This window comes from Pseudomonas salicis (assembly GCF_057128705.1).
This window is the reverse complement of sequence record NZ_JBSKHU010000004.1, coordinates 341859-354937: the sequence shown is the minus strand read 5'-3', so window position 1 is coordinate 354937 and position 13079 is coordinate 341859. Positions and strand designations below refer to the sequence as shown.

The window sequence follows — 13079 nt, the reverse complement described above, 5'->3', positions numbered from 1 at the left end:
CTGTATGAAATCCGAGCCGCGTTCGAACATGGCGAACCAAGCCACGCCCCTCCTGCCCGGCAGGGTGGGCCGGACTGACTGTGTTCTGAATGGCCGGGAACGATCCCAACCGAGCAACCCTGACGTGAAGGGCTCTGCTGCCGCCGCCTGAGGAGAGAATTAGAAATGACCTTCGTCGTCACCGACAACTGCATCAAGTGCAAGTACACCGACTGCGTAGAAGTCTGTCCGGTGGACTGCTTTTACGAAGGCCCGAATTTCCTGGTGATTCACCCGGACGAGTGCATCGACTGTGCCCTCTGCGAGCCCGAATGCCCCGCCACTGCGATTTTCTCTGAAGACGAGATCCCGGCTGGCATGGAAAACTTCATCGAGCTGAACGCCGAGCTGGCAGATGTCTGGCCCAACATCACCGAGCGCAAAGACCCGCTGCCGGACGCTGAAGCGTGGGACGGCAAGCCTGGCAAGATCGCCGACCTGGAGCGCTAAGCCCCGCGCGATCCCCGGAAACGCAAAAGGCCCCTCGGGGCCTTTTTGCTGTGCATCGTATGCCAACTTTTTCGCAGGCAAAAAAAGGGGCGGTTTGACCCGCCCACATTTTTTCCGTAATCCCTTCAATCCTTTTTCATCATCCTGATGAATCGCATCCTGCGATGTCCTTGAGCAGTCTTCCTTGACCGCCTGTACCAATCCGTCGGTACAGTTCTGATAGTAGTGATTTATTCGAACAGGGCAATACCCCGGAGTTTGCAAAAAGATTCGAGGTGGCATACACCACTAAAAATAAACAGTCGCTAAATCAGTGAGATAAACACTATCGTGCAAATTAAGGCGACTCTCACTGTCAGATTTAAGTGCAATGACTGACAGCTCGCGTAAGAAATGTCTTACAACTAAAGTTAGATATCCCCACACTCTGAAGAAAGATTAAACACGACATATACCGCTGCAAATATAATTGATTGTTCATGATCACAACTTCATATCGTCACAATAAAAAAGCCCCGAATGATCGGGGCTTTTTTCGGTGCCATCACGCTATTGAAGCAGACAAGACACGGGCCAAATCATTGAAACAACGATTCGCTGGACAGGCCGTTTTTCTCAAGAATTTCCCGCAGACGCTTCAAGCCTTCGACCTGAATCTGCCGTACACGCTCGCGAGTGAGACCAATCTCCAGACCAACGTCTTCCAGTGTGCTGCTCTCATGCCCGCGCAATCCAAAGCGGCGTACCACCACTTCGCGCTGCTTGTCGGTCAGCTCAGACAGCCACTGATCGATGCTTTGGGACAGGTCGTCGTCCTGCAGCAGCTCACAGGGATCAGTGGGCCGGTCATCCGTCAGCGTGTCGAGCAGGGTTTTGTCCGAGTCAGGCCCGAGCGAAACGTCCACAGAGGAAACCCGCTCATTGAGGCCCAGCATGCGCTTGACCTCACCCACGGGCTTCTCCAGCAGGTTGGCGATTTCTTCAGGGGATGGCTCATGGTCAAGCTTCTGTGTCAGCTCACGTGCCGCACGCAGGTAAACGTTAAGCTCTTTGACCACATGAATCGGCAGGCGGATGGTCCGCGTCTGATTCATGATGGCGCGCTCGATGGTCTGACGAATCCACCAAGTCGCGTATGTGGAGAACCGGAATCCGCGCTCCGGATCAAATTTCTCGACCGCTCGAATCAGGCCGAGATTGCCCTCTTCGATCAGGTCCAGCAATGACAAGCCCCGATTGACGTAGCGTCTGGCGATTTTGACCACCAGGCGCAGATTGCTCTCAATCATGCGTTTGCGTCCGGCCGGGTCCCCTTTCTGCGACAGACGCGCAAAGTGAACCTCTTCTTCCGGAGACAGCAACGGAGAGAAACCGATTTCATTGAGGTAGAGCTGCGTGGCATCCAGTGCCCGCGTGTAGTCGATGTACTTGTGTTGTTTGAGTGCTGTGGAGTTTTTGGCCTTCGCACGAACAGAAGGTGTAGCTGGCTTCTCATCCGCTGCAGAATCCAGGACGATCCCGTGCTCCATAAGGAGGACCTCGTCGTCTATGTCAAACTCCGGCACTTCTCTGTTGAGAGCCATTGTTATAGTCCTTTGGTGAGTTCGACCTCAAGCTCCAGTGGCGCCTTTTTCCTTGGCATCACGTGAGCCTGTCCCCTCTACGGCAGGAACAGGCTGACAACTGATCAACGACGTGGCAAGAATTCCAGTGGGTCTACCGGTTTACCCTGACGGCGAATCTCAAAGTGGAGTTTCACCCGGTCAGTCCCCGTGGACCCCATCTCGGCAATTGCCTGCCCTGCCTTGACCTGTTGCCCCTCCCGAACCAAAAGCCTACGGTTGTGACCGTAAGCACTGACGTAGGTATCGCTGTGTTTGATGATCACTAATTCGCCGTAGCCCCGTAATCCACTCCCGGCGTATACAACAGAACCATCAGACGCGGCCAAAACAGGCTGTCCCAAATCACCGGCGATATCAATGCCTTTATTCAAACTACCGTTTGAAGAAAATTTGCCAATCAAAACACCACTAGTTGGCCATGCCCAACCGCTCGGAGAACGCGCTCCCGCAATAACGGGCGTATTCACTGGCGTCGTTACAGGCGTAGTTGCGGGCGGCCCGTTACTTCCTGAAGTTGAATCAACAGGACGTGTAATAACGGTGGTCTTGATTGAACCCGAAGGCGAACTTGAATTGGACGTGGTGCTCCCGGACGCTGCGGCCTGGGGTACAACCACGGGCGCCGCCGCTACGACAGGTGCACTCGAATTCGAGCGCCCGTCGAAGCGAATGGTCTGGCCGACGTGGATGGTGTAGGGCTCAGGGAGGTTGTTACGGGCTGCCAATGCCTTCCAGTCCCAACCGTAACGAAAGGCAATGGAAAACAGGGTATCGCCGCGCTTGACGACGTACTGACCGGTCGTGACAGGCTGACGAACCGGCGCAGTGGGCTTGGCAGCGTTGCGGTCGACGACACGCACGCCCCCCGAAGGCGCGCTGGAGCAACCGACCAGAAGGACACTCAAAGCAATGCCAATCACCAGACGTGGAAAACTTGCTGAAAACGTACGCTGCCGAATGACTGTGAGACTCACCCGCCACTCCCTTTACTGGTGACTGAATTAAAGCTGCCTATTGTGTCTTGGTGATGACCGGCAGCCATGGGGAAACTGGTTACGAAAAACTTCACGGCGAGAGACGTCGACGGGCCAGGCCCTCATCGAAAATCGCCAGCCTGTAGACAGGTGGCGCCTCACGGAATTCATTGCAGCTGCAAAACAGCGCTTACGCCAGCGGCCCGTTGAGTAAAGGCACGAAACGCACCGCCCCCAGGACATGCCGGGAGAAGCCGTTGTCCTCTCGGATGATTAGCATCAACTGCTGCACCTCACCCGACCCCACCGGAATCACCAGACGACCGCCGGGTGCCAGTTGGTCCAGCAAGGCCTGCGGCACGTCGGTCGCCACGGCGGTGACGATGATGCCGTTATAAGGCGCGAGCGCCGGCCAGCCTTCCCAGCCATCCCCCCAACGAAACACCATATTGCGCAGATTGAGTTCGAGCAGACGTTCCTTGGCCCGATCCTGCAACACCTTGATCCGCTCGACGGAGAACACCCGCTCGACCAGTTGCGCGAGCACGGCGGTTTGATAACCAGAGCCAGTGCCGATCTCCAGCACTTTATCCAAAGGCCCGGCCGCCAACAGCAGCTCGCTCATGCGCGCCACCATGTAGGGCTGGGAAATCGTCTGGTTGTTGCCGATGGGCAGCGCCGTGTCTTCGTAGGCGCGGTGAGCCAACGCCTCGTCAACGAACAGATGGCGAGGGGTCTTGCGGATGACGTCGAGCACTTGAGTGTTGCTGATGCCTTCTTCGTACAATCGTTGAATCAGGCGCTCGCGGGTTCGCTGGGAGGTGAATCCCACCCCACGGCGCAACAGATCATCTTGTTCACGGGACATCAGGCCATTCCCTCCAGCCAGGCGTTCAGGCTGTTGAAACCGTCCTGATAGGTTCGATCCAGCTGCAACGGTGTAATCGACACATACCCTTGCATGACCGCGTGAAAATCAGTGCCTGGCCCACCATCCTCGGCATCGCCGGCAGCCGCAATCCAGTAACCGGCCCGACCACGGGGATCGACCACCCGCACGGGCGCTGCAGCGCGGGTCCGGTGGCCCAGGCGGGTCAGTTGAATGCCGCGCACATGTTCAAGTGGCAGGTTGGGAATATTCACGTTCAATACGGTACGGGGTGGAAGGTCCAGCTGCTCATGCGCTTCGACCAGAAGCCGGGCGTAATGCGCAGCCGTTGCCAGGTTATCGACCTGGCGGGACAAAAATGAAAAGGCAAACGACGGGCGTTGCAGGAAACGGCCTTCCAGTGCTGCCGCCACAGTGCCGGAATACAGCACATCATCGCCCAGATTGGCGCCGAGGTTGATGCCCGATACCACCATGTCCGGTTCATGCTCCAACAGGCCATGGATGCCGAGGTGAACGCAGTCGGTAGGCGTGCCATTGAGACTGATGAAGCCATTGTCCAGGCGATGAGGGTGCAGCGGGCGATCAAGTGTCAGCGAACTGCTGGCCCCACTCTTGTCTTGATCGGGCGCAATGACTGCGCACTCGGCATAGTCCGCCAGCGCTCCGTGGAGCGCAGCGAGTCCGGGTGCCGAGACCCCATCATCATTTGAAATCAGAATACGCATGAGCTGTCCGTCTGTCCTGCGGGCGCCAGATCAACCAGTTCGCGCACCAAAGCGGTGGCGAAGCATCCGGCGGGCAGGACGAATTCCAGTTGCAGAATGTCAGGCTCGGGATAATGCCACGTCAACCGCCCGATGGGCAGTCGCAGGATGCGACGTTCGTGTTCCATTCCCGCTTTTATCAACCAGTTACAAAGCGCGAACTCGCGTTGGGCGACGCTGTTTTCAAGCTCGGCGGTGGCACCACCTGCAGGAGAATCGCCTGCGCCCCATTGCGGGCCGGTCGGGTGCAGATCGAGGATCGCCAGACGCGGGTCGCTGCACTCAGCCTCGCCCGCCGGAAAGAAGCTGCGGCTGTCGGTGAACGCCAACAGGTCGCCCACCTGCGCCCGCTGCCAACTGCCATCGGCGACCCGCGCCGCCAGCACCTGATTAAACAAATAGCTGCGCGCCGTCGACAGCAGTCGCGAACGCACGTTGCGCTGTTCAGGCAGGGCCTGGCGTTCGGCATAGTGACGGGCTTCGCCCACGTTGCCGCCTTCGTAGCCGAAGCGCTGGGCGCCGAAATAATTGGGGATACCGTGCTGCTTGATGGCTTCAAGCCGCTGATCAAGCAGGGACTTGTCGGCCTGCAGGTGCGTCAGGCGCAGGGTGAAACCGTTGGCCGCATGGGCCCCGCGCTGCAATTTGCGCTTGTGACGCTTGCTGTCGAGGATTTTCAGGGTGTCGTTCTCGGCCGCCGACATGTCCGGATCGGCCTTGCCCGGCAACTGGATGCTGAACCACTGACGGGTCAGCGCCTGACGGTCTTTCAACCCGGCGTACGCCACGGTACGCAACGGCACACCGGCGGCTTTCGCCAGACGCCGTGCAGCCTCTTCGGTGTTCAGCCCGCGCTTTTCCACCCACAGCCACAAGTGTTCGCCATCACCCGACAGCGGGATGTCCAGCACCTCATCGACCTGAAAGTCTTCGGCGGTGGCTTTGAGTACCGCGACTCCCAGTGCCTCGCCATAAGCCCGAGGGCCCAAGAGTTCGAATTCAGTCATGCGGCGATCAACAGCGCAACAGCGTGAACCGCGATGCCTTCTTCACGGCCGGTGAAGCCGAGCTTTTCGGTGGTGGTCGCCTTGACGTTGACCTGATCGAGTTCGACTTGAAGGTCTTCGGCAATCAGCGCGCGCATGGTGTCGATGTGCGGCGCCATTTTCGGGGCCTGAGCGACGATGGTGGCGTCGACGTTGCCGACCTTCCAGCCTTTGGCCTGCACTTGCTTGAGGACGTGACGCAGCAGCACGCGGCTGTCAGCACCCTTAAATTGCGGGTCGGTATCGGGGAAATGCTTGCCGATGTCGCCCAGCGCTGCAGCGCCCAGCAGGGCATCGCTCAACGCGTGCAACAGGACATCGCCGTCGGAATGTGCGAGCAAACCATGCTTGTGCGCAATCCGCACCCCACCCAAGGTAATGAAATCGCCTTCGGCGAAACGGTGCACATCATAGCCGTGGCCAATACGCATAAAAAACGCCCTGAAAAAGTCAGGGCGTGATTCTACCTACTTTGTCGGACATTAGGGCGTATGACTGGCTGATACAGTGCTTGTCAGACGAGGCGTCCCTCGCTGTAGGGCTGCATGTATTAAAACCTGTGGCAGCGTTTCAACCCGCCAACGCCACGGCGTGATAGCGCAGGTGATCTTCGATAAAGCTGGCGATGAAGTAATAGCTGTGGTCGTAACCGGGCTGCATGCGCAGTTCCACCGGGTGTCCCACCGTCTTCGCCGCCTGTACCAACGCTTCGGGCTTGAGCTGATTGGCAAGGAAGTCGTCGCGGTCGCCCTGATCGATCAGCAGAGGCAAGCGCTCGGCCGCGTCGGCGATCAACACGCTGGCGTCCCATTCGCGCCAGCGCGAACGGTCTTCGCCCAGATAACGGGAGAACGCCTTCTGCCCCCACGGGCAATCCATCGGGTTGGTGATGGGCGAGAACGCCGACACCGATTTGTAACGCCCCGGGTTGCGCAAGGCACAGACCAACGCACCGTGACCGCCCATCGAATGTCCGCTGATGCTGCGTTTGTCCGAGGCCGGGAAATGCGCTTCGATCAACGTCGGCAGCTCACTGACCACGTAGTCGTACATGCGGTAATGACGCGCCCACGGTTGCTCCGTGGCATTCAGATAGAAACCGGCGCCCAGACCGAAGTCGTAGGCGTTGTCCGGATCACCCGGCACGTCGGCGCCGCGGGGGCTGGTGTCCGGCGCAACGATGATGATTCCAAGCTCGGCGGCGATGCGCTGGGCACCGGCCTTTTGCATGAAGTTCTCATCGGTGCAGGTCAGGCCCGACAGCCAGTACACCACCGGCAGCTTGCCACCCTGCTCGGCCTGCGGCGGCAGATAGACGGCAAACACCATGTCGCAACCCAGCACATCGGAGTGATGCTTGTAGCGTTTATGCCAACCGCCGAAGCTTTTCTGGCACGAAATATTTTCCAGACTCATGGGGTCGTTCCTCCCAGCTACAAGCCTCAAGCCATAAGCTGCAAGCCGGCACAGTGGCGCGCCCTCTTGCAGCTTGCAGCTCGTAGCTTGCCGCTGTTCTTAGAAGTGGATAACGGAGCGGATGCTTTTGCCTTCGTGCATCAGGTCGAACGCTTCGTTGATCTTGTCCAGGCCCATGGTGTGGGTGATGAAGGTGTCCAGGGGGATTTCACCTTTCTGGGCTTTCTCGACGTAGCTCGGCAGCTCGGTGCGGCCTTTGACGCCGCCGAACGCCGAACCGCGCCAGACGCGACCGGTCACCAGCTGGAATGGGCGAGTGGCGATTTCTTGGCCAGCCGGTGCAACGCCGATGATGATCGATTCGCCCCAACCCTTGTGGCAGCACTCCAGCGCGGCGCGCATGAGGTTGACGTTACCGATGCACTCGAAGCTGTAATCCACGCCGCCATCGGTCAGTTCGACGATGACGTCCTGAATCGGCTTGGTGTGGTCTTTCGGGTTCACGAAATCAGTGGCACCCAGTTCGCGGGCGACGTCGAATTTCGACGGGTTAATGTCGATGGCGATGATGCGCGAGGCCTTGGCCATTTTCGCGCCGATGATCGCCGCCAGACCGATGCCGCCGAGACCGAAGATGGCCACGGTTGCGCCCTCTTCCACCTTGGCTGTGTTGAGCACGGCGCCGATGCCCGTGGTCACGCCGCAACCCAGCAGGCAGACCTTTTCCAACGGGGCTTCTTTAGGAATTTTCGCCAGGGAGACTTCTGCCACGACGGTGTATTCGGAGAACGTCGAGCAGCCCATGTAGTGGTACACCGGCTCGCCGTTGTAGCTGAAACGGGTGGTGCCGTCGGGCATCAGGCCCTTGCCTTGCGTTGCACGGACTTTCTGGCACAGGTTGGTTTTGCCGGATTTGCAGAATTTGCACTCGCGGCATTCGGCGGTGTACAGCGGGATCACATGGTCGCCGACCGCTACCGAGGTCACGCCCTCGCCCACGGCTTCAACAATGCCGCCGCCTTCGTGACCCAGAATGCACGGGAACACGCCTTCGGAGTCCGCGCCAGACAGGGTGTAAGCGTCGGTGTGGCAAACGCCGGAGGCGATGGTCCGGATCAGGACCTCGCCAGCCTTTGGCGCTTCGACGTCCACCTCAACAATTTGCAGCGGTTGATTGGGACCGAACGCAACGGCAGCACGTGACTTGATCATCATCTTCTCCAGCGAAGTAAAAACGAGCCCGGAGTGTAAAACAGTGCCGTTTGATTAATAATCCGTGAAAAAGCAAAACATTAATGCTGTACAGGGATAATCGATGTACACCAATCGTTGGGAAGGGCTGGACGAATTCGTCGCTGTGGCTGAATGCGGGCAGTTCACGGCAGCGGCAGAGCGAATGGGCGTTTCGTCTTCGCACATCAGCCGGCAGATCGCCCGGCTGGAAGAGCGGCTGCAAACCCGTCTTTTATATAGGAGTACCCGCAAGGTCGCGCTGACGGAGGCGGGCCAGACGTTTCTGCACCATTGCCAGCGCTTGCAAGATGGCCGCGAGGAAGCGTTGCGCGCAGTGGGCGACCTCACCAGCGAGCCCAAAGGCCTGCTGCGCATGACCTGCGCTGTGGCCTACGGCGAGCGGTTCATCGCACCCTTGGTCACGCGGTTCATGGAGGACTATCCGCAACTGCGCGTGGACATTGAGCTGACCAACAACACGCTGGACCTGGTGCACGAAGGGATGGACCTGGCGATACGCTTGGGTCGGCTGCAAGAATCACGACTGGTCGCCACGCGGCTGGCGCCTCGACGCATGTACCTCTGCGCCTCGCCTTCTTATTTAGAACGGTATGGCCGCCCTCACAGCCTCTCGGAATTGAACCGCCACAACTGCCTCATCGGGAGTTCCGACAGCTGGTTGCTGCAACAGAACGGCCGGGAATTTTCCCAGCGGGTGCAGGGAAACTGGCGCTGCAACAGTGGGCAGGCGGTGCTGGATGCGGCGTTGCAAGGGGTAGGGTTGTGTCAATTACCGGATTATTACGTGCTGGAACACCTGAAAAGCGGCGCACTGATTTCACTGCTCGAAGCCCATCAGCCCCCCAGCACGGCGGTGTGGGGGTTGTATCCTCAGCAACGGCATTTGTCGCCTAAGGTCAGGAAGCTGGTGGATTATTTGAAGACAGGGTTGGCGGCGCGGCCGGAGTATCGATAAAGATCGGCCGAAGGCCGTAGGAGCGCGGCTTGTCCCGCGATCGGCGACGGAGTCGTCGTGAATCCTGCAAGCGCGGTGTATCTGGGACGGCCAATGCGCTTGGTTTCACGACTGTTTCGCAGCCGATCGCGGGACAACCCACGCTCCTACAGGCATCTGCGCATGCAACCGGAAGTAATCACAGTCCTGTTAGCGGGAAAAATCGCCCCGCCGCTGCCGCAACCATTCCAGGTCTTCCGGGCGCGTCACCTTGATGTTGTCGGCACGCCCCTCGATCAGGCGTGGCGATTGCCCTGCCCACTCTATCGCCGAGGCTTCGTCGGTGATCGAGACGTTCGACACCAGGCTGTCCGCCAGCGCCCGATGCAACGCCCCCAGCCGAAACATCTGCGGCGTATACGCCTGCCAGATCAAACTGCGGTCAACGGTTTCCGTCACACGGCCATGGGCGTCGGCGCGCTTGAGCGTGTCTTTGGCCGGGACCGCCAGCAAACCACCCACCGGGTCGTTCGCCAGTTCATTCAGCAGGTTGTCCAGGTCCGAGCGCGCCAGATTCGGCCGCGCGGCGTCATGGACCAGCACCCAGTCGTTGTCATCGGCGCCACTGGCGTGCAGATGCAACAACGCATTGAGGACTGAATCTGCCCGCTCCTTGCCGCCCGCGACCCGCTGAATCCGGGAATCCAGCGCGCACGGCAAGGTGGGCCAATAAGGGTCGTCCGCAGCCAGACTGATCACCAGCCCCTTGAGCCGGGGGTGATCGAGAAAGCAAAGCAGGCTGTGTTCGAGAATCGTGAGACCGCCCAGTTGCAGGTATTGCTTGGGACGGTCTGCCGCCATGCGCGCACCAACGCCCGCTGCGGGAATCACTGCCCAGAAGGCAGGAAGGGATTGAGTCATTTACAGGAACGTCACTGTGCCAACTGATAAAGAGTCTCGCCGTCCTTGACCATGCCCAGCTCATGACGGGCACGCTCTTCAACGGTTTCCAGACCCTTCTTCAACTCCAACACCTCGGCATCCAGCACACGGTTGCGCTCAAGCAAGGCATCGTTTTCGGCATGTTGATCGGCGATTTGCTGGGTCAGACTGGCCACCTGCGCGAGGCTGCCGTTACCCACCCATAGGCGGTATTGCAAGCCAGCGAGCAGCAAGAGCAGAACGAGGAACAACCAGTTGGGACTGCGCATTGTGAATATCTGTTACCCGGTGGAGAAAGACAGCAAAACCGACCATTTCAAATGCCCAAGAGCCCGGTGGTCACCGGGCTCGTGGATCAGGACCCCAGGAACACCCACCTTCCGGTGAATTCCCCTACGACGCCTGCTGCCTTTTTACCATCTTGTAATCAGCCGCGAAACTCGCCGCGACCACGGTAGACCGCTTTGGCGCCCAATTGCTCTTCGATACGCAGCAGTTGGTTGTACTTGGCGATGCGGTCGGAACGGCTCAGGGAACCGGTCTTGATCTGACCTGCCGACGTGCCCACCGCCAGGTCGGCAATGGTCGAGTCTTCGGTTTCGCCTGAACGGTGCGAGATCACAGCGGTGTAACCAGCGGCCTTGGCCATCTGGATGGCTTCCAGGGTTTCGGTCAGGGTGCCGATCTGGTTGAACTTGATCAGGATCGAGTTACCGATCTTCTTCTCGATGCCTTCTTTCAGGATCTTGGTGTTGGTCACGAACAGGTCGTCACCCACCAGCTGGATCTTATCGCCGATCTTGTCAGTCAGGACTTTCCAACCGTCCCAGTCAGACTCGTCCAGACCGTCTTCGATGGAGATGATCGGGTGCTTGCTGACCAGGTCCGCCAGGTAGTCGGCAAAACCGGCGGAGTCATACTCGCCTTCTTCGCTCAGGACGTACTTGCCATTCTTGTAAAACTCGCTCGCCGCGCAATCCAGCGCCAGGGTCACGTCGGTGCCCAGTTTGTAGCCCGCGTTTTTGACGGCTTCGGCGATGGCGTCCAAGGCTTCGGCGTTGGAGTTCAGGTTCGGTGCGAAACCACCTTCGTCACCCACCGCAGTGTTCAGGCCACGGGCCTTCAGAACAGCTTTCAGGTGGTGGAAAATCTCGGTGCCCCAGCGCAGGCCTTCGGAGAAGGTCTTGGCGCCGACTGGCTGAACCATGAATTCCTGGATGTCGATGTTGTTATCAGCATGCTCGCCACCGTTGATGATGTTCATCATTGGGACCGGCATCGAGTAGACGCCTGGCGTGCCGTTCAGGTTGGCGATGTGCGCGTACAGCGGCAGGTCCTGATCCTGGGCAGCGGCTTTCGCGGCAGCCAGCGACACAGCGAGGATCGCGTTGGCGCCCAGGCTGGCTTTGTTTTCAGTGCCGTCGAGCTTGATCATCGCGTGATCCAGGGCCTTCTGGTCAACCGGGTCCTTGCCCAGCAGCAGGTCGCGGATCGGGCCATTGATATTGGCCACTGCTTTCAGAACGCCCTTGCCCATGTAACGGCTCTTGTCGCCATCACGCAGCTCAAGTGCTTCACGCGAGCCGGTGGAAGCACCGGACGGCGCGCAAGCACTGCCGATGATGCCGTTGTCGAGGAGCACATCTGCTTCCACGGTGGGATTGCCACGGGAGTCGAGAACTTCACGACCTTTGATGTCGACGATTTTTGCCATTGTTGTTAACACTCCAAGATTGACGAAAACGACGCAGCTGGGAAAAACGACTGGCGCCCCGGGCACTAGACAGCGGGCAGGCCCGGGATGACAGATTTTCCCGACCCGTTGGTCGGGAAAGAAACGAGCGGCACTCTACCGGAGGGCATCGTGCCGGAGAAGCGGGTTTTACGCCGTTTCTATGGCCGGGAACGCTTTGACCAGATCATCGAGTGCCTTGAGCTGGGTCAGGAACGGCTCCAGCTTGTTCAAGCGCAAGGCGCACGGGCCGTCGCACTTGGCGTTGTCCGGGTCCGGATGCGCTTCAAGGAACAGGCCTGCCAGGCCCTGGCTGATACCGGCCTTGGCCAGATCGGTCACCTGAGCACGACGACCACCTGCCGAATCCGAACGACCGCCCGGCATTTGCAGCGCGTGGGTCACGTCGAAGAATACCGGGTATTCGAATGCTTTCATGATGCCGAAGCCGAGCATGTCCACGACGAGGTTGTTATAGCCGAAGCTCGAACCGCGTTCACACAGGATCAATTGATCGTTACCGGCTTCTTCGCACTTGGTCAGGATGTGCTTCATCTCCTGGGGCGCGAGGAACTGGGCCTTCTTGATGTTGATCACGGCACCGGTCTTCGCCATCGCCACGACCAGATCGGTCTGGCGCGACAGGAAGGCCGGCAGCTGGATAATGTCGCAGACTTCCGCCACGGTCGCCGCTTGATGCGGCTCGTGGACGTCAGTGATCACCGGCACGCCAAAGGTGCTTTTGATCTCTTCGAAAATGCGCATGCCCGCTTCAAGGCCCGGACCGCGATACGAGGTCACGGAAGAACGGTTGGCTTTGTCGAAGCTGGCCTTGAACACGTAAGGGATGCCCAGTTTCTGGGTGACCCGAACGTATTCTTCGCAGACCTGCATGGCCATGTCCCGCGACTCCAGGACATTCATGCCACCGAACAAGGCCATCGGCTTGTCGTTGGCGATGTCAATGGAGCCCACACGGATGATTTTCTGTGCCATGTAATGAATTCCCTA

At 59.0% G+C, this 13079-nt stretch carries 14 protein-coding genes; 2 read left to right on the top strand and 12 right to left on the bottom strand.

The genetic code is table 11. The features are described 5' to 3' along the window. Window positions 1-165 precede the first annotated feature (165 nt). Window positions 166-489, top strand: a complete 324-nt coding sequence (gene fdxA / locus ACWKWE_RS16390; protein WP_166593516.1) for a ferredoxin FdxA — start codon at window positions 166-168, stop codon at window positions 487-489. Between the two features lie 578 nt (window positions 490-1067). On the opposite strand, the gene rpoS is transcribed toward fdxA, so the two are convergent. The 8 genes from rpoS to ACWKWE_RS16350 form a co-directional block, all read right to left on the bottom strand. Beyond that, window positions 1068-2072, bottom strand: a complete 1005-nt coding sequence (gene rpoS / locus ACWKWE_RS16385) for an RNA polymerase sigma factor RpoS (protein WP_166593517.1) — start codon at window positions 2070-2072, stop codon at window positions 1068-1070. Between the two features lie 104 nt (window positions 2073-2176). Further along, window positions 2177-3088: a peptidoglycan DD-metalloendopeptidase family protein gene (locus ACWKWE_RS16380; protein ID WP_483851116.1), complete on the bottom strand. Its 912-nt coding sequence runs from the start codon at window positions 3086-3088 to the stop codon at window positions 2177-2179. A 190-nt stretch (window positions 3089-3278) separates the two neighbouring features. After that, window positions 3279-3956 (bottom strand): protein-L-isoaspartate(D-aspartate) O-methyltransferase, encoded by a 678-nt coding sequence (locus ACWKWE_RS16375; RefSeq protein WP_166593519.1) that lies wholly within the window; start codon window positions 3954-3956, stop codon window positions 3279-3281. Further along, window positions 3956-4705 (bottom strand): 5'/3'-nucleotidase SurE, encoded by a 750-nt coding sequence (gene surE, locus ACWKWE_RS16370; protein ID WP_166593520.1) that lies wholly within the window; start codon window positions 4703-4705, stop codon window positions 3956-3958. The genes ACWKWE_RS16375 and surE overlap by 1 nt, the downstream gene beginning before the upstream one ends. Next, window positions 4693-5751: a tRNA pseudouridine(13) synthase TruD gene (truD, locus tag ACWKWE_RS16365; protein ID WP_483851115.1), complete on the bottom strand. Its 1059-nt coding sequence runs from the start codon at window positions 5749-5751 to the stop codon at window positions 4693-4695. Before truD ends, surE begins: the two co-directional genes overlap by 13 nt. Further along, the gene (gene ispF / locus ACWKWE_RS16360) at window positions 5748-6221 is read right to left on the bottom strand and encodes a 2-C-methyl-D-erythritol 2,4-cyclodiphosphate synthase (protein ID WP_166593522.1); all 474 of its coding nucleotides are present in this window, start codon (window positions 6219-6221) and stop codon (window positions 5748-5750) included. The genes truD and ispF overlap by 4 nt, the downstream gene beginning before the upstream one ends. A 139-nt stretch (window positions 6222-6360) precedes the next feature. Then, window positions 6361-7206, bottom strand: coding sequence for an S-formylglutathione hydrolase (gene fghA / locus ACWKWE_RS16355; RefSeq protein ID WP_166593523.1), 846 nt, complete (start codon window positions 7204-7206; stop codon window positions 6361-6363). A 99-nt stretch (window positions 7207-7305) separates the two neighbouring features. Beyond that, window positions 7306-8418: an S-(hydroxymethyl)glutathione dehydrogenase/class III alcohol dehydrogenase gene (locus ACWKWE_RS16350; protein WP_483851114.1), complete on the bottom strand. Its 1113-nt coding sequence runs from the start codon at window positions 8416-8418 to the stop codon at window positions 7306-7308. Between the two features lie 103 nt (window positions 8419-8521). Between ACWKWE_RS16350 and ACWKWE_RS16345 the strand changes: the two genes are divergently transcribed. Beyond that, a complete protein-coding gene (locus ACWKWE_RS16345) occupies window positions 8522-9415 on the top strand; it encodes a LysR substrate-binding domain-containing protein (protein WP_166593525.1) in 894 nt (297 codons plus the stop codon). Between the two features lie 189 nt (window positions 9416-9604). Here ACWKWE_RS16345 and ispD read toward each other — a convergent pair whose 3' ends face one another. The 4 genes from ispD to kdsA form a co-directional block, all read right to left on the bottom strand. Continuing rightward, window positions 9605-10315 carry a 2-C-methyl-D-erythritol 4-phosphate cytidylyltransferase gene (ispD, locus tag ACWKWE_RS16340; protein WP_166593526.1) on the bottom strand — a complete coding sequence of 237 codons (711 nt, stop codon included), beginning with the start codon at window positions 10313-10315 and terminating at the stop codon, window positions 9605-9607. A gap of 11 nt (window positions 10316-10326) precedes the next feature. Then, the gene (ftsB, locus tag ACWKWE_RS16335; protein WP_074752716.1) at window positions 10327-10605 is read right to left on the bottom strand and encodes a cell division protein FtsB; all 279 of its coding nucleotides are present in this window, start codon (window positions 10603-10605) and stop codon (window positions 10327-10329) included. A gap of 158 nt (window positions 10606-10763) precedes the next feature. Next, window positions 10764-12050 carry a phosphopyruvate hydratase gene (eno, locus tag ACWKWE_RS16330; protein ID WP_166593527.1) on the bottom strand — a complete coding sequence of 429 codons (1287 nt, stop codon included), beginning with the start codon at window positions 12048-12050 and terminating at the stop codon, window positions 10764-10766. Between the two features lie 168 nt (window positions 12051-12218). Continuing rightward, the gene (gene kdsA, locus ACWKWE_RS16325; protein ID WP_483851113.1) at window positions 12219-13064 is read right to left on the bottom strand and encodes a 3-deoxy-8-phosphooctulonate synthase; all 846 of its coding nucleotides are present in this window, start codon (window positions 13062-13064) and stop codon (window positions 12219-12221) included. Window positions 13065-13079 lie beyond the last annotated feature (15 nt).

Bases quoted from the DNA above. Each gene is read 5' to 3' on its own strand.
- fdxA (WP_166593516.1), top strand. From the start codon at position 166: ATGACCTTCGTCGTCACCGACAACTGCATCAAGTGCAAGTACACCGAC.
- rpoS (WP_166593517.1), bottom strand. From the start codon at position 2,072: ATGGCTCTCAACAGAGAAGTGCCGGAGTTTGACATAGACGACGAGGTC.
- ACWKWE_RS16375 (WP_166593519.1), bottom strand. From the start codon at position 3,956: ATGTCCCGTGAACAAGATGATCTGTTGCGCCGTGGGGTGGGATTCACC.
- surE (WP_166593520.1), bottom strand. From the start codon at position 4,705: ATGCGTATTCTGATTTCAAATGATGATGGGGTCTCGGCACCCGGACTC.
- truD (WP_483851115.1), bottom strand. From the start codon at position 5,751: ATGACTGAATTCGAACTCTTGGGCCCTCGGGCTTATGGCGAGGCACTG.
- ispF (WP_166593522.1), bottom strand. From the start codon at position 6,221: ATGCGTATTGGCCACGGCTATGATGTGCACCGTTTCGCCGAAGGCGAT.
- fghA (WP_166593523.1), bottom strand. From the start codon at position 7,206: ATGAGTCTGGAAAATATTTCGTGCCAGAAAAGCTTCGGCGGTTGGCAT.
- ACWKWE_RS16350 (WP_483851114.1), bottom strand. From the start codon at position 8,418: ATGATCAAGTCACGTGCTGCCGTTGCGTTCGGTCCCAATCAACCGCTG.
- ACWKWE_RS16345 (WP_166593525.1), top strand. From the start codon at position 8,522: ATGTACACCAATCGTTGGGAAGGGCTGGACGAATTCGTCGCTGTGGCT.
- ispD (WP_166593526.1), bottom strand. From the start codon at position 10,315: ATGACTCAATCCCTTCCTGCCTTCTGGGCAGTGATTCCCGCAGCGGGC.
- ftsB (WP_074752716.1), bottom strand. From the start codon at position 10,605: ATGCGCAGTCCCAACTGGTTGTTCCTCGTTCTGCTCTTGCTGCTCGCT.
- eno (WP_166593527.1), bottom strand. From the start codon at position 12,050: ATGGCAAAAATCGTCGACATCAAAGGTCGTGAAGTTCTCGACTCCCGT.
- kdsA (WP_483851113.1), bottom strand. From the start codon at position 13,064: ATGGCACAGAAAATCATCCGTGTGGGCTCCATTGACATCGCCAACGAC.